General features: G+C 66.5%; 15 protein-coding genes and 2 riboswitches. Of the genes, 10 read left to right on the top strand and 5 right to left on the bottom strand.

Annotation, left to right across the window (positions count from 1 at the left end):
• Positions 1-42: 42 nt before the first annotated feature.
• On the bottom strand, positions 43-708 hold the full coding sequence (locus AC3WOS_RS11315) for a phosphatase PAP2 family protein (RefSeq protein ID WP_492716042.1): 666 nt from the start codon (positions 706-708) through the stop codon (positions 43-45).
• A 159-nt stretch (positions 709-867) separates the two neighbouring features.
• Between AC3WOS_RS11315 and hmpA the strand changes: the two genes are divergently transcribed.
• The 4 genes from hmpA (at position 868) to AC3WOS_RS11295 (ending at position 4,451) form a co-directional block, all read left to right on the top strand.
• Positions 868-2,049, top strand: coding sequence for an NO-inducible flavohemoprotein (gene hmpA, locus AC3WOS_RS11310; protein ID WP_492716041.1), 1,182 nt, complete (start codon positions 868-870; stop codon positions 2,047-2,049).
• A gap of 147 nt (positions 2,050-2,196) precedes the next feature.
• On the top strand, positions 2,197-2,487 hold the full coding sequence (locus AC3WOS_RS11305; protein WP_492716040.1) for a CopG family ribbon-helix-helix protein: 291 nt from the start codon (positions 2,197-2,199) through the stop codon (positions 2,485-2,487).
• 35 nt (positions 2,488-2,522) lie between these two features.
• Positions 2,523-2,765 carry a type II toxin-antitoxin system RelE/ParE family toxin gene (locus tag AC3WOS_RS11300; protein ID WP_492716039.1) on the top strand — a complete coding sequence of 81 codons (243 nt, stop codon included), beginning with the start codon at positions 2,523-2,525 and terminating at the stop codon, positions 2,763-2,765.
• 180 nt (positions 2,766-2,945) lie between these two features.
• Complete coding sequence (locus AC3WOS_RS11295; protein ID WP_492716038.1) at positions 2,946-4,451, top strand: M48 family metallopeptidase; 1,506 nt, start codon at positions 2,946-2,948, stop codon at positions 4,449-4,451.
• Between the two features lie 33 nt (positions 4,452-4,484).
• Here AC3WOS_RS11295 and AC3WOS_RS11290 read toward each other — a convergent pair whose 3' ends face one another.
• Positions 4,485-6,698, bottom strand: a complete 2,214-nt coding sequence (locus AC3WOS_RS11290) for a DUF1631 family protein (protein ID WP_492716037.1) — start codon at positions 6,696-6,698, stop codon at positions 4,485-4,487.
• 373 nt (positions 6,699-7,071) lie between these two features.
• On the opposite strand from AC3WOS_RS11290, the gene AC3WOS_RS11285 reads away from it, so the two are divergent.
• The gene (locus AC3WOS_RS11285) at positions 7,072-8,760 is read left to right on the top strand and encodes a methyl-accepting chemotaxis protein (RefSeq protein WP_492716036.1); all 1,689 of its coding nucleotides are present in this window, start codon (positions 7,072-7,074) and stop codon (positions 8,758-8,760) included.
• On the opposite strand, the gene AC3WOS_RS11280 is transcribed toward AC3WOS_RS11285, so the two are convergent.
• A complete protein-coding gene (locus AC3WOS_RS11280; protein WP_492716035.1) occupies positions 8,655-9,215 on the bottom strand; it encodes an ATP-dependent Clp protease proteolytic subunit in 561 nt (186 codons plus the stop codon). The two genes, AC3WOS_RS11285 and AC3WOS_RS11280, sit on opposite strands and share 106 nt — an antisense overlap.
• A 139-nt stretch (positions 9,216-9,354) precedes the next feature.
• A riboswitch (glycine riboswitch) is annotated at positions 9,355-9,441 on the top strand.
• A gap of 17 nt (positions 9,442-9,458) precedes the next feature.
• A riboswitch (glycine riboswitch) is annotated at positions 9,459-9,563 on the top strand.
• A gap of 77 nt (positions 9,564-9,640) precedes the next feature.
• On the opposite strand from AC3WOS_RS11280, the gene gcvT reads away from it, so the two are divergent.
• The 3 genes from gcvT to gcvP all read left to right on the top strand — a co-directional run bounded on the left by gcvT (position 9,641) and on the right by gcvP (position 14,171).
• Positions 9,641-10,762, top strand: a complete 1,122-nt coding sequence (gene gcvT, locus AC3WOS_RS11275; protein ID WP_492716034.1) for a glycine cleavage system aminomethyltransferase GcvT — start codon at positions 9,641-9,643, stop codon at positions 10,760-10,762.
• Between the two features lie 47 nt (positions 10,763-10,809).
• Positions 10,810-11,187, top strand: coding sequence for a glycine cleavage system protein GcvH (gcvH, locus tag AC3WOS_RS11270; protein WP_492716033.1), 378 nt, complete (start codon positions 10,810-10,812; stop codon positions 11,185-11,187).
• A gap of 95 nt (positions 11,188-11,282) precedes the next feature.
• Positions 11,283-14,171: an aminomethyl-transferring glycine dehydrogenase gene (gcvP, locus tag AC3WOS_RS11265; protein WP_492716032.1), complete on the top strand. Its 2,889-nt coding sequence runs from the start codon at positions 11,283-11,285 to the stop codon at positions 14,169-14,171.
• A gap of 39 nt (positions 14,172-14,210) precedes the next feature.
• Here gcvP and AC3WOS_RS11260 read toward each other — a convergent pair whose 3' ends face one another.
• Both AC3WOS_RS11260 and AC3WOS_RS11255 read right to left on the bottom strand, forming a co-directional pair.
• Positions 14,211-15,866, bottom strand: a complete 1,656-nt coding sequence (locus AC3WOS_RS11260; RefSeq protein ID WP_492716031.1) for a methyl-accepting chemotaxis protein — start codon at positions 15,864-15,866, stop codon at positions 14,211-14,213.
• A gap of 108 nt (positions 15,867-15,974) precedes the next feature.
• Complete coding sequence (locus AC3WOS_RS11255; protein ID WP_492716030.1) at positions 15,975-16,412, bottom strand: cache domain-containing protein; 438 nt, start codon at positions 16,410-16,412, stop codon at positions 15,975-15,977.
• Positions 16,413-16,608: 196 nt separating this feature from the next.
• Between AC3WOS_RS11255 and AC3WOS_RS11250 the strand changes: the two genes are divergently transcribed.
• Together AC3WOS_RS11250 and AC3WOS_RS11245 are read left to right on the top strand one after the other, a co-directional pair.
• Complete coding sequence (locus AC3WOS_RS11250) at positions 16,609-16,947, top strand: hypothetical protein (RefSeq protein WP_492716029.1); 339 nt, start codon at positions 16,609-16,611, stop codon at positions 16,945-16,947.
• A 187-nt stretch (positions 16,948-17,134) separates the two neighbouring features.
• A complete protein-coding gene (locus AC3WOS_RS11245; RefSeq protein ID WP_492716028.1) occupies positions 17,135-19,156 on the top strand; it encodes a TonB-dependent receptor plug domain-containing protein in 2,022 nt (673 codons plus the stop codon).
• Positions 19,157-19,189 lie beyond the last annotated feature (33 nt).

The raw sequence follows: 19,189 nt of genomic DNA, 5'->3' as shown, positions 1-19,189 counted from the left end.
TGGCCAAAAACACGCGCCCCGCGCCCTTGGGCGAGGCCCGCTTCAGCGCAGCACGCTGCGCGGACCGGGCCGGTGCCACAGACTGCGGGTGTAGGGACGGTCGTGGCCCGACAGAAACAAGGCCAGCTGCGTCATCCACTGCTCGGTCGGCATGGGTTCGACGCGCGGCGCCACCAGCAGCACGGGGATGCACAGGGCCATCAGCACCCGGCTCAGGGCCATATGGTTTTCCGTGCTGGCATGCCAGATGAAGACGGCCGCCACGGCCAGGCCCAACAGGCAACCGGTGACGGCCTCGGCTACGGAATGGGCCATCACGTACACGCGCGCGACAGCGATCAGCACCGCCACCAGGATGCCGGCCGCCAGCGCCAGCTGCCGGTGCGGCCCGTCCCAGCGCCGGAACGCCAGGTAGAACGCGACGGGAAACACGGCCGCGGCCCGCATGGCATGGCCGCTGAAACCGGCGAACTCCAGCGACGGCACCCCCAGGCCCCAGCCGATGAAAGCGACCTTGGTCAGCACCACCAGGGCCATGCCGATGCCAAACAGCACACACCAGGACAGCGTCAGCCGCCACGACTTGCCGGCCAGCAGCCAGACGGCGATGGCAACGCCGATCGGACCGGTCACGGCCAGACTGCCCAACACGCTCAAGCTTTGCCACCAGATCATCCACACCACCCAAGAAAATTGTTCCGTGCGCATTGCAGCGCAACATGCATTTAACCACATCGCCGCCATCGCGCGGAGCATTTCCGTGCGTCAATATTGCATAAAAATAGCAGTAAATGAAATACAGATTCTCTTGACAGGGATCAAGGCAAACAAGCATACTACATGCATGTTTAACTGCAAGGAGTCACCATGCTGTCACCAGCCCACCGCGCCATCGTCACCGCCACCGTTCCCATCCTCGAACAAGGGGGCGAAGCGCTGACCCGTCATTTCTACCGCACCCTGTTCCAGGACTATCCTGAAGTGCTGCCCTACTTCAACCAGGCCCACCAGCACAGCGGCCAGCAGCAGCGGGCCCTGGCGACGAGCATCCTCATGTATGCCAAGAACATCGAACGGCTCGAAGCGCTGGGACCGCTGGTCAACACCATCGTCAGCAAGCACGTGGCGCTGCGCATCCTGCCCGAACACTACCCCATGGTGGGCGCCAGCCTGCTGAAGGCGATCCGCGAAGTGCTGGGTGCCGAAACGGCCACCGACGCCGTGCTGGCAGCGTGGGGCGCCGCCTACGGCCAGCTGGCCGAGATCCTGATCGGCATCGAAGGCCAGGCCTACCAGGCCCAGGCGGCCGCGCCGGGCGGCTGGGAAGGCGCGCGCGCCTTCGTGGTGGCGCACAAGCGGGTGGAAAGCAAGGAAATCACCACCTTCGTGCTGCGGCCGGCCGACGGCCAGCCCGTGATGGAATTCCAGCCGGGCCAGTACATCGGCATCCGCGCCATGGTCGATGGCAGCGAACAGCGCCGCCAGTACTCGCTGTCGGCCGAAAGCAATGGCCGCGACTACCAGATCAGCGTCAAGCGCGAGCCGGGCGGCAAGGTGTCGGGCTACCTGCATGAGCAAGTGCAGGAAGGCGATACGGTGGAACTGTTCCCGCCGGCGGGCGCCTTCACGCTGGCCGACAGCGAGCGCCCCATCGTGCTGATCAGCGGTGGCGTGGGCATCACCCCCACCCTGGCCATGCTGGGCAAGGCCGTCAAGTCGGGCCGTCCCATCCACTTCATCCACGCCGCCCGCAACAGCGCCGTGCATGCCTTCCGCGACCAGGTGGACCAGCTGGCGGAGCAGCACGCCAACCTGCGCCGCTACTACATGTACGCCGAGCCGCACGACGCCCATCCGGCGCCGGACGCCGTGGGCCTGATCGACAGTGCCCAGCTGGCCAAGTGGCTGCCCGAAACGCGCGACGTGGACGCCTACTTCCTCGGCCCCACGCCGTTCATGAAGACGGTCAAGCAAGCCCTGCGCGAGCTGGGCGTGCCGGAAGCGCAAACCCACTATGAGTTCTTCGGCCCGGCCGCGGCGCTGAACTAAGCGCCGGCCAGTCCCGCCCCTTTTCCCTGGCCCATGCGTGGGCCAGGGAAGCACGGCTGCGCACTGCCGCGGCTGCCCGGGCAATGCCGTGCTGGCGAAACAAGTATGATTTGGCAATACTCGTTTATACCTGTTTTGGAGCGCACCATGTCCAGCTCGAATAGCCGTGCTGTCGCGGTCAAAATCGACCAGGAGACGCAGGATCGCGTCAAGCGTCTCGCGAACGCCCGTCAACGCACATCGCACTGGGTGCTGAAGGAAGCCATACATCAGCACCTCGACCGGGAAGAAAAACGCGAAGCATTCCGGCAAGAGGCGCTCAACACGTGGAAGGAATATCAGACCACCGGCATGCATGCCGACGCTGCGGAAGTCACCGCCTGGCTCGATAGCTGGGGCGACGACAATGAACTTCCCGCCCCCGCATGCCACAAGTAAGATTTGCCCCTGCGGCATTGCGTGACTTGGAATGTTTGCGCGAATTCCTGCGGACGAAAAATCAGCTTGCGGCAAAGCGTGCGGGAGCGACCATCATCAAGTCCATCCAGTTGCTTGGTACGCAACCGCAAATCGGAAGACCCATCGACGACTCGGATCCGACGCTTCGGGAACTCCCGATAACCTTTGGCGACAGCGGCTGCATCGCCTGCTACCACTATGCCGGTGACTCTGTCACGATACTCGCCATTCGCCACCAACGAGAAGCCGGCTGCTAAGCCCGCGCTCCCATCATCCACTGCCTGGCGATAGCCGTCTCCAGCGTTTCCTTTGCCCGCGGCTTGGAATCGGGGATCGCGAACGTGGTGACTTTATGTGACTATTGCTTCAGTAATAAAGCGCTATGATTGCCGGCTTTACAATTACGCGCGCAACAGGTGTGCGACCTGGAAGGCATGATGACGAACGACGAATTCGACGCACTGGTTTTAAAGCTGGAGACGCAGGCCCGGGATCAGCCCGCCCGCTACCGGCTGCGTCTGACCCTGCTGTCCATGTTGGGCAACACCTATCTTGCCACGATCTTGTTGCTGATCCTGGTGCTGCTGGGCATATCGGTCGCCCTGATCACCACGTTGAAAGTGATTGCCGTAAAACTCACGCTGGCTATCTGCGTCTTCCTGTGGATGATACTGAAAGCGCTGTGGGTCAAGATCGCCGCCCCGGACGGCATTGAAGTGCGCCGGGCACAATCGCCCGCACTTTTTGCCATGATCGACCAACTGTGCACCGAACTGGATTCTCCGCCGTTCAACCACGTGTTGATGACTGACGAATTTAATGCCGGCGTGGTCCAAGTGCCCCGTCTGGGCATATTCGGCTGGCACCGCAACTACCTTCTGCTGGGACTGCCGTTGATGAAAGCGCTGACGGTACCGCAATTCAAGGCCGTGCTGGCCCACGAATTCGGCCATCTGACCAAGGGACATGGCCGGGCATCGAACGGCATCTACCGCCAGCGCTTGCGCTGGATGCGCCTGGCGCGGGCGCTCGACGCCAACAACAGCACCGGCAGCTTCCTGTTCAAGCCATTTCTCAAATGGTATGCGCCCTACTTCAGCGCCTATTCGTTTCCACTGGCCCGCGCCAACGAATATGAAGCGGACGCGACATCGGCCCGGCTCACCTCGTCGCGCGATGCGGCCGAAGCGCTGACCAGCGTGAGCATCGTTAGCCAATACCTGAACGAGCGCTACTGGCCGCAAATTCACCGCCAGGCCGATGACTTGCCCCAGCCCGGCTTCACGCCCTACACGACGATGGCGCATGGCATTGCCACCGAACTGGATGAAACGTCATCTCAGGCCTGGCTGACTCGCGCTCTGGCAGAGCAAACCACCTCCGACGACACGCACCCGGCCCTCGCGGATCGCCTGCGGGCGCTTGGCACCACCGCCCATCTTGCCCCACCACAGGCGGGCCACGCGGCCGACGCCTTGCTGGGCAGCGCCCTTGACGACATCGCCCGTACCTTCGACCAGCAATGGCAGCAAACCATCCAGCCTTCATGGGAGGAGCGCTACCGCACCGTGCAGCTGGAGCGCCAGCGCCTGGACGAGCTCAACGAACGTCACGCAGCCGGCACGGAATTGTCCATCGACGACGCCTGTGAACGGGCTCGTCTGACCGGATCGGTGGGCAAGGATGCTGACGATTCGCTGGAACAATTCCGCCGGCTATTGGCAGTGGAACCAGACAACGCGGTTATCTGCTTCCACACAGGGCTGCGCCTGCTGGCGCGCGACGATGACGCGGGTTGTGCGCTGCTGGAACGCAGCATGGAATTGGACGCCGAGGCCACCGCCGCCTGCTGCCAGACCTTGCGCGACTATGCGCTGCGGCGGGAACGGCCGGACCAGGCGCAATCCTGGCACCAGCGCTTGCTCGATCACTCGGGGAAATGAAGATGCTGCGGCCGCATCGGCGTCGGCCGGGTGTCAAGCGACGGCCGTCTCCTGCGCCGCCATCGCCTCGTCGTTGACGGCGCCCTGCTCCAGCACCTGCGACAGCGCCACCGACACCACGCCGTCGGCCCGGATCAGCTGCACGGTCTGGTCGCGGAAATGCTGGGCCAGCTGTTCGCCGGACATGGAAAACGCTTCCTGGCGCGCCGCCGTGGAGAAGATGTACAGCGTGCGCAAGGGACTGATCCAGGCCAGCTTGACCTTGCGCTGGCTGCCGTCCGCCTGCGCGAAGCCCAGCCACATGCCGCGCGCCAGGCTGTCCACTTCGATCACGGCGTCGTCGTCCGGCACCGGCGCCGGCGGGGCGGTGGCCGCCTTGGCCTGCAGCGCCAGCCGCCGTTCGGCCGCCCGCTGGGCCGCCTCCATGGCGATTTCCACTTGCCGCTCCGGGCTGATTTCCAGCGGCGCCCGCACGATGGAGGCGTGGCACTCGGCCAGTTCAGCGAAGAACTGCAAGCGGTCCGCATCCTGCCACTTGATCACATCGAGCCATTTGTTCAACGTCGACAGCAGGCTCGGCAGCCTGGCGATCAGTTGCTTGCGCTCGTCCGCGTTGAGCTTGGGCTTGACGCTCCAGATCAGGTCGTCCATGGTGCGGGTGGCGTTGTCCACCGCACCGGGCTTGTCCTGCTCCACGCTGTAGGCGATGGTCAGCACGGACACCCATTTGTTTTCCAGGAACGCTTCCACCACGGCGATCACTTCGCCCGTGCCGATGCGCAGCGCCACCGCGTCCTTGGCCGACTTGCTCGCTTCGGCCATGCGCTCCTGCCTGAGGGCGGCCGCGATCGGTTCGGCGATGGCCGTGGCGGCGGCGGCCTCCTCGGCCTTGATCGACGCTTCCAGTTCGTTGACCGCTTCCGTGAAGACGGACAGTTCATGGTCGTAATCGCGCCCGACCCGGTCCACGCTGCGCTGCATGGCCTGGAACAGGGGATCGTCCGGTCCCTTGCGCTGTTCCCAGCCCATGCGCGACAGCAGGTCAATCAGGCGCCGCGCCGGGTGCGCTTCCTGGAAGAAGAAGTTCTTGTCCACCAGCGCCGCCTTCAGCACGGGAATCTGGAGGAAGCGGATCAGGTCGCGGATTTCCTGCGAAATATTCTGGTCGCGGAACACCGTGTCGAAGATGGCCGACAGCAGGTCTATCGTGCTCTCGTCGGTGCGCGACAGGCTGCCCTGCGGCAGCGTCTGCTTGATGGCGGGCAGGTAGAACACATTGCCGGGGCCGGGTTCGCCATAACCGTGCAACATGCCGCCCATCTCCGTACCGGACAGGCCGGCCGGCACCGACTTTTGCAGCTGGGCCAGGTAGCTCAGCAATGGCCGCTTGGCCGCCACCCGCGACAGGCGCTGGGCGCTTTCATTGTGCATGGGGCCGCGAAAACCCTGGGCCGCACCCTGCACCCAGGCGCTGTCGGGCGCCAGCGGCACATTGGGCAGGTCGGGGATGGACAGGTCGATTTCTTCCTGCGGATCGACGGCGCCGAAAAACTGGCGCAACTGCTGGGCCAGCACGGCCTGGTTGGCCCGCACCCGGGGCGGCGTCACCGGCGCGGCGCGGTCGGCCTTGCGGCTCTTGTAGCCGTCCACGGCGCCGGGCAGCACACCCTTGCGCTGCAAGGTCAGGCTCAGCGCTTCCAGCATGGGACCGAGCTCGATGAACATGCCGGGCTTGAGCAGCGGCTGCAACAGACCGGCCGATTCGGGCGTGGGGTCGAAGTCCAGCCAGGCGTCCTGCAAGGCCAGCAGGAACACTTCGGGCCGGAACGGATTCTGGTTGCCGCGCAAAATGTCGCGATCGAGCAGGAAGGCCAGCCGCACATTGAGCGTCTGCAGCGCATCGGCGTACAGCACTTCGAACGGCTTGCTGACGCTGCCCAGCGCCACCTTGGTGTCCATTTCCTCGTAGGGCACCAGGCTGAGCGCTTCCGTTTCCTTGCGGGCCTTGGGCTTGACGGCCGGCGACAGCAGCGCAATTTCCTTGCGCAGCGATTTTTCCAGCGTGGCCGTGGCCAGGTGCTGGAACGCGGCATTGCCGTTATGGAGCAGATTGCCGGCCTTGATGCGCTGCTGCATCTGGCTGGCGTCGCCCTGGGTGGCGTCGATCAGGGCGGCAGCCAGGCGGTTGGCGAAATCGGGCAACTGGTCGCCCACATGCTTGACGGCGATGCCGATCAACTCTTCCAACAAGGCATGCCGCGGCGATACCGTCTTTTTCGGCGCCACAGAAGTTGTTGAAGTAGCCATCATTTGCTCGCCTGCTGACGGGTTGACTGGTGCGGCGACATCAGCCGGGCTGAACATTTTGCCGCATTACCATATTCTTGCACAGTATTGCCACATGGCAATGGCCAAATTGAAATAATCGGAGATATTTCCCACATTTTCATGCCTGCTGCCCACCCCGGCCCCAACCGGCCGTAATTATTTCTCAATCGTATCAAACCGGCCACGGCCCGCCACGGACCCGGCGCTTGACACCCGTCAAACGTCGGCCAGCGGCAGTCCCTACCATAGCACGGTAACCCCGCGGAAATCATTCCACTCATCAAGGATGACCATGAACTTCCTGCACAACCTGGAAACGTCCAGCAAACTGCTGGCAGCCTTCGCCCTCGTGCTGTGCCTGAACCTGCTGCAAGGGCTGGCCTCGCTATCCCACATGCGCACGCTGGACCAGGCCTCGGGCGCCCTGTCCGGACGCTGGCTGCCCCAGACCAGCGCCATGCTGACCCTCAAGGCGGACTTGCAGGAATTACGCAAACTACAACGCGCAGTACTGGACGACAAGAAAGATATCGACCAGGACGACAAAAAGTTGACGGTCGCCATGCACGATTTTCGCGACAACGTCGATCAGCTGGCCCGCATGCTCGACGATAACGGCACCCAGGCCCAGACGGCCGAACTGCGCCGCCTGACGGGCAATTTCGCCCTGGACCAGGCCCGGCTGGCCGAACTGGCCGCCAACGACCAGGCCGACGCCGCGCGCGCCCTGCTGACCGGGGCCACCGGGCAACAATTCAAGGCCATCAACGGCGAGCTCGACAAGTTGGTGGCCCAGCACATCGATGGCAGCCAGCAGGCGGCCCGCAACGCCGACGCCGCCTACCGGTCGGCCCGCCAGCTGACCCTGGCCGTGCTGGCCGGCGCCGTGGCCGCCGGCGTGCTGCTGGCCCTGTGGCTGTCGCGCGCCATCTCGCGCCCCCTGCGGCACGCCACCGAGGCGGCCCGCCGCATCGCCGACGGCGCCCTGGGCCACCCGATCGAAACGGGCGCGCGCAACGACACGGGCCGCCTGCTGCAAGCCATGCAGGACATGAACGACAGCCTGCAGACCATCATCGTCCAGGTGCAGGACGGCGCCGACGCCATCGACGGCGCGGCCGCCGACATCGCGGCCGGCAACCAGGACCTGTCGGCCCGCACCGAGCAGCAGGCGGCCGCCCTGGAACAGACCGCCTCGTCGATGGAACAGCTGACGGCCACCGTGCGCCAGAACGCCGAGCACGCCGTGCAGGCCAACCGGCTGGCCGTCTCGGCCTCGGAAGTGGCGCGCCGCGGCGGCGCCGACGTGCAGCAGGTGGCCGGGACCATGGCCTCGATCAACGCGTCGTCCGGCAAGATCGCGGAAATCATCGGCGTGATCGACGGCATCGCCTTCCAGACCAACATCCTGGCCCTGAACGCGGCCGTGGAGGCGGCCCGGGCCGGCGAACAGGGCCGCGGCTTTGCCGTCGTCGCCGCCGAGGTGCGCAGCCTGGCCCAGCGCAGCGCGGCCGCCGCCAAGGAAATCAAGCTGCTGATCGACGATTCGGTCGACAAGGTGGCCCTGGGCGCCCAGCTGGCCGACAAGGCGCGCGGCACCATGGAGCAAGTGGTGGCCAGCGTCAAACACGTGAACGACATCATCGGCGAGATCGCCAACGCCAGCGCGGAACAGACGGCGGGACTGGGCCAGGTGCACCACGCCATCTCGGCCATGGACCAGGCCACGCAGCAGAACGCGGCCCTGGTCGAGCAGGCGGCCAGCGCGGCGGCGGCCATGAAGGCGGAGACGGCACGGCTGGGCGAGGTGGTGGGCGCCTTCCACATCGCCGGCGCGGCGGCGGCGCCACCCGAGCCCGAGTCCGCCCCGCCCGCTCAGATATTGGTCACGCGCTGCCCCTTGGGCGGGGCAAAGTCGAGCACCTGGTCGATCAGGCCCACCGACAGCGCCTCGCTGGCCGTCAGGTGCAGGTCGGAATAGGCATGGATCTGCCAGTGTTCGTCCGTCAGCCGCACGTGTTCGCGGATGATCTGCTCGGTGCGCGCGTCGTCGGCCTGCAAGCCCTCCACGATGATGCGCAGCGCATCCGGGCGCGCCCCGTGCGGCGCGCTGGCGTGCGACTTATGCACCATGAAGCGTGCCGTGTCGCTGGCGTAGCGCCGCTCCCCGGCCAGGAACACGATGACGGCGATCGAGGCCACGGCGCCGGCGTTGTAGGTGACGAAGCGGATCGGCAGCTTGCTCAGGTAGTTGTACAGGCAGATGCCGTCGCTGACGTAGCCGCCGTTGGACTGGAGCAGGATATGGGCCGTGCCGACCCGGTCTTCCGTCATGTCGGCCACGGCGTCGAACACGCGCCGCACCATGTCGCTGTTGACGTCGCCGGACAAGGTGAACCAGGCATGTCCTTCAAATTGGTCGCTCTGTTCGTTCATGGCCGCCCCGCAGGTTGTTTGGGCAATTCTAGCAAAATGGCGGCCAACCGGCCCGCCGGCGTCCCCATTCGTGCGCGCCCGGCAAGAGCGGCCCGCAGCTGGTTTTATTGACAGCAACGCCCTTCTGGCATATATTCCCCAGTCTTGATCGGGAGAGGGCTGACCTGCGCAGCCGCCGAAGGGGCACTACCCAAAAACTCTCAGGCAAAAGGACCGATCAAGGGACCGGCGCGCGCAAGCGCCCGGCTCAACTCTGGAGAGCGGCCGCGGCACATGCCGGCGGCCCACCGAAGGGGCGCACGGGATCATTCCCGTAATCTCTCAGGTACCAAGGACAGAGGGGTCTGCGATCAAACGTGGAGAGGCTGCTTTAGCTCATCCTTGTATGTTCCGTTAACCCCTTTTACATTTGGACCGAGGAATTCATGACGCTCAAAGCCACCCCGCTCAATCAAGCCCACCGCGACGCGGGCGCCCGCATGGTCGATTTCGGCGGCTGGGACATGCCGGTCAACTACGGTTCCCAGATCGAAGAGCACCACGCCGTGCGCACCGACGTCGGCATGTTCGACGTGGCCCACATGTGCGTGGTCGACATCAAGGGCGACAATGTGCGCGCCTTCCTGCGCGGCCTGCTGGCCAACAACGTCGACAAGCTGCAGGTATCGGGCAAGGCCCTGTACTCGTGCATGCTCAATCCGCAAGGCTTCGTGATCGACGACCTGATCGTCTACTTCATCAACGAGAGCTGGTTCCGCCTGGTGGTCAACGCCGGCACGGCCGAGAAGGACGTGGCCTGGATGCAGGCCCAGAACGCGGCCACCAACAGCGGCCTGACCATCACCCAGCGCCGCGACGGCGCCAACGCCATGGCCCTGATCGCCGTGCAGGGCCCCAACGCCCGCGCCAAGGTGTGGCAGGTGATCCCTGAAGCGCAGGCCGCCACGGCCGAGATGAAACCGTTCAACGTGGCCTTCGCCCAGAGCGCCGTGTTCGGCGAAGCGATGGTGGCCCGCACCGGCTACACGGGCGAAGACGGCTTCGAGATTGGCGTCGCCGCCGACCAGGCCGTGGCCCTGTGGAACGCGCTGGCCGCCGCCGGCGTCAAGCCGGCCGGCCTCGGTGCGCGCGACACGCTGCGCCTGGAAGCGGGCATGAACCTGTACGGCCAGGACATGGACGAAACCGTCAACCCGCTCGACGCCGGCCTGGCCTGGACCATCGACCTGGTGTCGCCGCGCGACTTCATCGGTAAGGCCGCCCTGGAGAAGATGGGCCAGAACGCCCAGTTCGTGGGCCTGGTGCTGCGCGAAAAAGGCGGCGTGCTGCGCGCCCACCAGAAAGTCATCGTGGCCGGCAGCGACGCCACCGGCGAGATCACCAGCGGCACCTTCAGCCCCACCATGCAGCAGGCCATCGCGCTGGCGCGCGTGCCGATGGGCGTGGCCGTGGGCGATACCGTGCAGGTGGAAATCCGCGACAAGAAGCTGGCCGCCTCGGTCGTCAAGCTGCCGTTCGTGCGCAACGGTAAAATTCTCGTTGCCTGACCAAACCGATACAAATAATTTTTGAACATTTACCTCTGGAGCCACACATGAACATCCCTGCAGACCTGAAGTACACCGAGTCCCACGAGTGGGTACGCCTGGAAGCTGACGGCACCGTCACCGTCGGCATCACCGAGTACGCGCAGGACGCGCTGGGCGACATCGTCTTCGTCGAACTGCCGAAAGTAGGCGCCACCTACGGCGCCGGCGACGACGCGGCCGTGGTGGAATCGGTCAAGGCCGCCAGCGACATCTACGCGCCGGTCGCGGGCGAAGTGGTGGCCATCAACGAAGACGTGGTCAACGCGCCCGAGTCGATCAACGCCGACGCCTACGCTGCCTGGATGTTCAAGATCAAGCCGGCCGACGCCAACGCCATCAACGGCCTGCTCGACGCAGCCGCCTACGGCAAGACCACCGCCTAAGAACGGAACCGGGCCAGCCTTCGCGCTGGCCTTTTTCCTTCCCGGCCGCCCTCCCCCGGCACCGCATATCCTCTCTTTTTTGGCCCTGACACATCATGACCCGCACCAGCCTGACCCAACTTGAAGCCCGCGACGCCTTCCTGGCCCGCCACATCGGCCCCGACGCCGCCGAACAGCAAGCCATGCTGTCCGTGCTCGGCTACGCCTCGCGCGCCGCCCTGATCGACGCCCTCGTCCCTGCCAACATCCGCAACCAGGGCGCGCTGCCGCTGGGCCAGTACAGCGCTCCCATGCCCGAGCAGGAAGCGCTGGGCAAGCTCAAGGCCATCGCGGCCAAGAACCAGGTGCTCAAGTCGCTGATCGGCCAGGGCTACTACAACACCCACACGCCAGGCGTCATCCTGCGCAACATCTTCGAAAACCCGGCCTGGTACACGGCCTACACGCCGTACCAGCCCGAGATCTCGCAGGGCCGCCTGGAAGCGATCCTGAACTTCCAGCAGGTCATCACCGACCTGACCGGCATGGGCATCGCCAACGCCTCCATGCTTGACGAAGGCACGGCCGCCGCCGAAGCCATGACGCTGATCCAGCGCGTGGGCAAATCGAAGTCGCAAGTGTTCTACGTGGCCGACGACGTGCTGCCGCAAACGCGCGAAGTGGTGGAAACGCGCGCCCAGCCGCTGGGCATCGAAGTGCGCAGCTTCGCGCCGGCCGAACTGGCCGGCCTGCCGGACTGCTTCGGCGTGCTGCTGCAGTACCCTGGCGTAAACGGCGTGGTGCGCGACTACAAGCAAGCCGTGGCCGACGTCAAGGCCCGCGGCGCGATGGTAGTGGTGGCGGCCGACCTGCTGGCCCTGACCATGCTGACCCCGCCGGGCGAATGGGGCGCCGACGTCGTCGTCGGTAACAGCCAGCGCTTTGGCGTGCCGCTCGGTTTCGGCGGCCCGCACGCCGGCTACCTGTCGACCCGCGACGAATTCAAGCGCAGCATGTCGGGCCGCCTGGTGGGCGTGACCATCGACTCGCAGGGCAACAAGGCCTACCGCCTGGCGCTGCAGACGCGCGAACAGCACATCCGCCGCGAAAAAGCCACCTCCAACATCTGCACCGCGCAGGTGCTGCTGGCCGTGATCGCCTCCATGTACGCCGTCTACCACGGCCCCGCCGGCCTGCGCCAGATCGCCCAGCGCGTGCACCGCTACACCGGCGTGCTGGCCGCCGGCCTGAAGGCACAGGGCTACAGCCTGGCCAACGACACCTTCTTCGACACGCTGACCGTGCAGACGGCGCGCGCCGAACAGCTGCACGCGGTAGCCGTGGCCAACGGCGTCAACCTGCGCAAGGTCGACGCCAGCCACGTCGGCCTGTCGCTGGACGAGACCACCACGCGCGAAGACATCGAACTGCTGTGGACCATCTTCGCCGACGGCGCCACCGGCGGCAAACCCTCGTTCGACGCCATCGAAGCGGCGGTGCAGGACGCCTTCCCGGCCGCCCTGGGCCGCACCAGTGCCTACCTGGCGCACCCGGTGTTCAACCGCTACCACTCCGAGCACGAGATGCTGCGCTACCTGCGTTCGCTGGCCGACAAGGACCTGGCGCTGGACCGCACCATGATCCCGCTGGGCTCGTGCACCATGAAGCTCAACGCCACCAGCGAGATGGTGCCCGTGACCTGGCCCGAGTTCTCCAACATCCACCCGTTCGCGCCCGACGCGCAGACCGTGGGCTACCGCGAAATGATCGCCCAGCTGGAAGAGATGCTGTGCGCGCTGACCGGCTACGCCGCCGTGTCGCTGCAGCCCAACGCCGGCTCGCAGGGCGAATACGCCGGCCTGCTGGTGATCAAGGCCTACCACGAGTCGCGCGGCGAAGGCCACCGCAACATTTGCCTGATCCCGTCCTCGGCGCACGGCACCAACCCGGCATCGGCCAACATGGTCGGCATGCAGGTGGTGGTGACGGCCTGCGACGCCAGCGGCAACGTCGACCTGGCCGACCTCAAGGCCAAGGCCGAACTGCATTCCAGGAACCTGGCCTGCGTGATGGTGACCTACCCGTCCACCCACGGCGTGTTCGAGGAAGGCATCCAGGAACTGTGCCAGATCATCCACAGCCACGGCGGCCAGGTCTACATCGACGGCGCCAACATGAACGCGCTGGTGGGCGTGGCCGCGCCGGGCAGCTTCGGCGGCGACGTGTCGCACCTGAACCTGCACAAGACCTTCTGCATCCCGCACGGCGGCGGCGGCCCCGGCGTGGGCCCGATCGGCGTGGGCGCGCACCTGGCCAAGTTCCTGCCTAACCAGCGTTCGTCCGGCTACCAGCGCGACGCGGCCGGCATCGGCGCCGTCAGCGCCGCGCCGTTCGGCTCGGCCAGCATCCTGCCGATCTCGTGGATGTACATCGCCATGATGGGCGCCGAAGGCCTGACCGCCGCCACCGAGACGGCCATCCTGGCCGCCAACTACATCGCGCGCCGCCTGGCGCCGCACTACCCGGTGCTGTACTCGGGCCACGACGGCCTGGTGGCGCACGAGTGCATCCTGGACCTGCGTCCGCTGACGGACGCCACCGGCATCAGCAACGAAGACGTGGCCAAGCGCCTGATGGACTTCGGCTTCCACGCTCCGACCATGAGCTTCCCGGTGCCGGGCACGCTGATGATCGAGCCCACCGAAAGCGAATCGAAGGCCGAGATGGACCGCTTCATCGACGCCATGATCGCCATCCGCATGGAGATCGCGAAAGTGGAGTCGGGCGACTTCGACCGCAACGACAACCCGCTCAAGGGCGCGCCGCACACGGCCGAAATGCTGACGGCCGACAGCTGGGAGCACAAGTACAGCCGCGAAGTGGCGGCCTATCCGGTGCCGTCGCTGCGCCAGCAGAAGTACTGGCCACCGGTGGGCCGTGCCGACAACGTGTACGGCGACCGTAACCTGTTCTGCGGCTGCGCGCCGATGAGCGACTACGAGTAAGCACGACGTTGCATGAGGACCGGCGTCAGCGGTGCGAAGTCAGCACCGGTTTGACGCCAGACGCAGGCGGGCTTCGCGGCCTGGTCCTGCGTTTTTTTTCGCCCCCGCCGCCAGCGCCAGCTCGGGCCGGGCGGCCACGTCGTCCAGCTTGAACAGGGTGACGGCCTGCGACAGGCTCAGGGCCTGCTCCTGCAGGCTGCTGGCGGCGGCCGCCGCCTGCTCCACCAGCGCCAGGTTCTGCTGCGTGACCTGGTCCATCTGGACGATGGCATGGTTGACGTCCTGCAGCCCGGCCGCCTGTTCCGCGCTGGCCTGGCTGATCTGGCTGATGATGTCACCCACCTGCTGCACCGAGGTGACGATGTCGGCCATGCTGGTGCCGGCCTCCTCCACCGAACGGCTGCCGCCCTCGATCTCGGCCACCGATGCCGCGATCAGCGTCTTGATCTCGCGCGCGGCCGTGGCCGAGCGCTGGGCCAGCGTGCGCACCTCGCTCGCCACCACGGCGAAACCGCGGCCATGTTCGCCGGCGCGGGCCGCCTCCACGGCCGCGTTCAGCGCCAGCAGGTTGGTCTGGAACGCGATGCCGTCGATCACGCTGACAATTTCCACCACCTTGCGCGAGCTGCCCCGGATCGACGCCATCGTCACTTCCAGCCGCTGCACCACGCTGCCGCCGCGCACGGCAAAGCCGGTGGCGCTGCGGGCCAGCTGGTTGGCCAGCTGGGCGTTGTTGGCCGTCTCGCTGACGGTGGCCGTCAGTTCCTGCATCGAACTGGCCGTCTCCTCCAGCGAGCTGGCCTGGGCTTCCGTGCGCACCGACAGGTCGGCGTTGCCGGCCGCGATCTCGCGCGAGGCGCTGTCGATCGACTGGGCCGAGGCCAGGATGGTCTTCAGTGTGCCGTTCAAATTGCGGATGCTGGTGTCGAGCGCGCGCGACGTTTCCGCGATTTCATCCTTGCCGTAGATGCGGTGCTTGACGGTCAGGTTGCCCTCGGCCAGGTCGATGGCCGCCGCCCCGATCTCGCGCACTTCCTTCAGCAGCGCGTTGCGCACGGCCATGGTCACCAGCAGCGACAGCGCGATCGACAGCGCCACCACCACCGGCAGCAGGGTCGACAGGGTATGGAACTCGGCCTCGGCCGCCTGGTAGGCCCGCTCGCCCAGGGTCTGCTCGAGCGCCGACAGCTGCTGCAGGCGCTGGGCCAGCGCGTCGAATGCCCGTTCGGCCTTGGACATGGCGTTGGTGGCCATGGACGGATCGGCCATGCTCATTTCCACCACGTCGTTGACGGCCTTCACATACAGTGCGTGCGCCGCGTGCGACTGGGCCACCAGCGCATGCTCGTCGGCGTCGGCGCTGGCGCCGGTGGCCAGTTCCAGCTGCGCGTACTGGCGCTCGAGCGCCCCGTGGCGGCTGCGGATGTCCTGCACCAGCGCGTCCACGCGGGGGGCGGAAAAGCTGGCGTTAATCCACGTCAGCAGCTGGTAAGCTTCCGTGTGGGCCCGGTTGGCGCCCGCCACCAGGTCGGCCGCCGCCTTGGTGCGCGCGGCCCGCTGCTGCACCAGGTTTTCCAGCAGGCCGTTCTGGCGCACCAGGCCATAATAGGCGCCGGCCGACAGCACCACCAGCAGCAACAGCACCACGGCCGGCGCCAGCAGCAGTTTGGGACCTATCCGTAATTTGCTCAGCATATCGTTCCCGACCCGAAAAAGCGGCGTGAAGCCGCGATCAGGGGCGCCCGCTGCCGCTGGCCGTCGGCGCCCGTGTCCGTGCTGTATCAGCGCCGTACCCGCGCCACCTCAATGCTTGTAGATGCCCGCCTCCAGCGCCACGTCGCCCACCCGCAGCACGTAGGTGGACTTGGCCTCCACCTTGCCCGTCTCCGGATTGCGGAACTTGTAGTCGACCCAGCCGTGGCCCTTGCCCTTGGCCAGCGCCAGCAGCTCCTGGCGGAACGGCTTGCCGTCGGCGTCGGGCACGTCGAGCAGGTTCTTGCCGATCAGCGCCTTGGTGGGATGGGCGACGGTGATGCCGTCCAGGTCGCGCATGGCCAGGTACAGCGCGCCCTGGTTGAATTCCGGGTCCTTGTTGTTGATCCTGGCGATCATCTCGGCCTTGCCGTGCTGCTTGACGAACTGCGCGCCCTTCTCGGCCAGCGCCATCGCATCCTTCTCGCCCGGCGCCGCCAGCGCCAGCTGACAGCACAACAGCGATGCCACGCACAGCAGCTTCTTCATGATCACTCCCCTTGCATGTGGATGGCCCGGGTCGCCGCCGCGGCTCCGGGCAGGTATGATAGGCGGCATGGCGCCGCCACGACAGGCCCGGGCGCGTACTTGCCTGGGCGCATGTCGTAATCTACGCCGTACTGCCTGCCGCAATCTTGCGCTGGCTCAATCTGTCCGCTGCCGCGCGCAGCGCTAAATAGGCTATATGAAACCATCGATTAAAGCGGCGCTGTGGTCGGCGCTCGTGTTTCCCGGCCTGGGCCACCTGTTGGTGCTGCGCCGTCCGCTGCGCGGCTGCGCCTTCCTGGTGCCGGCCGCCCTGGCCCTGGCCTACCTGCTGGGCAAGCTGTTGCCGCTGGTGAACACCCTGAGCGAACAGCTGGCCAACGGCGCGCTGGCGCCCGATCCCGAACTGATCGCCCAGCGCGTGGCCGAGGCGGGCCTGGCCGGGCCCGGCGCCAGCGCGGCCCTGCTGGTGTGCACCCTGTGCTGGGTGGGCAGCGTGGCGGACGCCGTGCTGGCCGGCGTGGCGCCGCCGCCATAGCGCGGTCCGGCATGCGCACGGCGCGCACGCCAGCGTTGTAAGAGCAATCGTTATGTTGCGCTGCTTCCTAAGCCAGGCTGTACTTTCTCTCCGGGAACTGTCACCATATTGGAGAAAAGTAACATAACCATCAGTCGCATCACATTGAAGGTTCCGGCTCGCCTGTTTCCTTCCCTGGAACCATTGCATGACTAAAGCAATCCGGCCCGCACGGGCCGCCTCGATCCGGGCCGGCCAGACGGCCGCCCTGCTCCTGCTGCTGGGCGCGCGCGTGCCGGCCGCCGGCGCCATCACGTCCGGTGGCGGCCAGGACCTGACCACGCTGCCGCTCGAGCAATTGCTGGCGATGGACGTCTACAGCGCCTCGCGCTACAGCCAGCAGACCAGCGAAGCGCCGGCCAACGTGACCGTCATCAGCGCCGGCGACATCCGCGCCTACGGCTGGCGTACCCTGGCCGACGTGCTGCGCAGCCTGCGCGGCCTGTACGTGAGCTACGACCGCAACTACAGCTACCTGGGCGCGCGCGGCTTCCTGCGCCCGGGCGACTACAACAGCCGCTTCCTGCTCCAGATCGACGGCAACCGCATCAACGATGCCGTCTACGACCAGGCCCCGCTGGGCGAGGAATTCCCGCTCGACCTGGACCTGGTGGAACGCATCGAATACGCGTCCGGCCCCGGCTCCTCCGTGTACGGCGCCAACGCCTTCTTCGGCGTGATCAACGTCATCACGCGCCGCCCCCAGGAGCTCGAAGGCGTGCGGGGAGCGCTGGACGGGGGCCAGGCAGGCACCCGGCGCGGCGGCGCCAGCTACGCCTGGCGCGACGGCCACGGCAACGAACTGCTGCTGGCGGCCAGCCGCTACAAGAGCGACGGCCGCGACCAGTACTACGCCGTCTACGACACCCCGCAACAGAACAACGGCGTGGCCCACGGCCTCGATTACGAAACCTCGCAGCGCCTGTACGCCAAGGCCATCAGCGGCCCGTTCACGCTGTCGCTGCTGCACGGCGACCGGCCCAAGGGCGTGCCCACGGCCTCGTTCAGCCAGTCGTTCAACGATCCGCAATCGCGCACCATCGACACCCAGAACTACGCCAGCCTCGATTACCGTGCGCCGCTGACGCCGGCCACGGAACTGAGCGCGCGGCTGTACTGGGGCAGTTACGATTCGCTGGGCGACTACGCCACCGACAACGCCGCCCACACCCTCAACCGCGACCTGAGCAACGGCCGCTGGTGGGGCGGCGAGGCGCGCCTGCTGTCGACCGCCCTGGCCGGCCACAAGCTGATGATGGGGGCCGAATACCAGCACGACTACCGCCTGCGCCTGCTCAACTACGACCTGGCGCCCTACCAGCTGTACCTGGATGAAAACCACGCCGGCCAGCGCTATGGCCTGTTCCTGGCCGACGAGTTGCGCCTGGCCGCGCCGCTGCTGCTCAACGCCGGCCTGCGCTACGACCACCATACCAGCACGGGCGGCGTGTTCAACCCGCGCGTGGCCCTGATCGGCCAGCTCACGGCGGACACCACGCTCAAGGCTATCTACGGCAGCGCCTACCGCACGCCCAACATCTACGAACGCTATTACGCCTTCATCGGCGACGGCGGCCAGCTGGCCAATCCGGCCCTGCAACGGGAACGCATCCGCAGCACGGAACTGGTGCTGGCCCACCAGTGGCAGGACAACCGCCGCCTGACCGTCAGCCTGTTCCACAACGACGTGTCGGGCCTGATCTCGCAGGTGACGGACGGCGCCAGCGGCCTGCCCATCTTCCTCAACACCGGCTCGCCGTCGGCCCGCGGGCTGGAGGCGGAATACGAACACAGCTGGAGTCCGGACGCGCGGCTGCGCGCCAGCTACAGCTGGCAACGGGTCCATCAGGACGGCACGGACACCGTCAATTCACCGGCCCACCTGGCCAAGCTGAATCTCACGCTGCCCTTGCGCGGCCCCTGGCGCGCCGGCCTGGAAGCGCAGTACGTCGGTCCGCGCGACGCCGTGCGCGGCAACCATGCGGGCGGCTTCCTGCTGGCCAACCTGAACCTGTTCAGCGTGCGCCTGACGCGTCACGCGGACCTGGCCCTCAGCGTCCACAACCTGGGCGACCGGCGCTACGCCGATCCGGTCGCCGATACACTGGCGATGGACACGGTGATCCAGGACGGACGCCGCCTGGCCGGCCGCCTCACCGTCGACTACTGATCCCATGACCATGCGCGCCGCCCCGCTCCCCAC

This window comes from Rugamonas sp. FW305-51 (assembly GCF_058786935.1).
The sequence above is the reverse complement of the archived record's forward strand: the minus strand, read 5'-3'. Positions and strand labels throughout refer to the sequence as shown.

Coding starts and splice junctions, on each gene's coding strand:
- AC3WOS_RS11315 (WP_492716042.1), bottom strand. CDS start 708: ATGCGCACGGAACAATTTTCTTGGGTGGTGTGGATGATCTGGTGGCAA.
- hmpA (WP_492716041.1), top strand. CDS start 868: ATGCTGTCACCAGCCCACCGCGCCATCGTCACCGCCACCGTTCCCATC.
- AC3WOS_RS11305 (WP_492716040.1), top strand. CDS start 2,197: ATGTCCAGCTCGAATAGCCGTGCTGTCGCGGTCAAAATCGACCAGGAG.
- AC3WOS_RS11295 (WP_492716038.1), top strand. CDS start 2,946: ATGACGAACGACGAATTCGACGCACTGGTTTTAAAGCTGGAGACGCAG.
- AC3WOS_RS11285 (WP_492716036.1), top strand. CDS start 7,072: ATGAACTTCCTGCACAACCTGGAAACGTCCAGCAAACTGCTGGCAGCC.
- AC3WOS_RS11280 (WP_492716035.1), bottom strand. CDS start 9,215: ATGAACGAACAGAGCGACCAATTTGAAGGACATGCCTGGTTCACCTTG.
- gcvT (WP_492716034.1), top strand. CDS start 9,641: ATGACGCTCAAAGCCACCCCGCTCAATCAAGCCCACCGCGACGCGGGC.
- gcvH (WP_492716033.1), top strand. CDS start 10,810: ATGAACATCCCTGCAGACCTGAAGTACACCGAGTCCCACGAGTGGGTA.
- gcvP (WP_492716032.1), top strand. CDS start 11,283: ATGACCCGCACCAGCCTGACCCAACTTGAAGCCCGCGACGCCTTCCTG.
- AC3WOS_RS11260 (WP_492716031.1), bottom strand. CDS start 15,866: ATGCTGAGCAAATTACGGATAGGTCCCAAACTGCTGCTGGCGCCGGCC.
- AC3WOS_RS11255 (WP_492716030.1), bottom strand. CDS start 16,412: ATGAAGAAGCTGCTGTGCGTGGCATCGCTGTTGTGCTGTCAGCTGGCG.
- AC3WOS_RS11250 (WP_492716029.1), top strand. CDS start 16,609: ATGAAACCATCGATTAAAGCGGCGCTGTGGTCGGCGCTCGTGTTTCCC.
- AC3WOS_RS11245 (WP_492716028.1), top strand. CDS start 17,135: ATGACTAAAGCAATCCGGCCCGCACGGGCCGCCTCGATCCGGGCCGGC.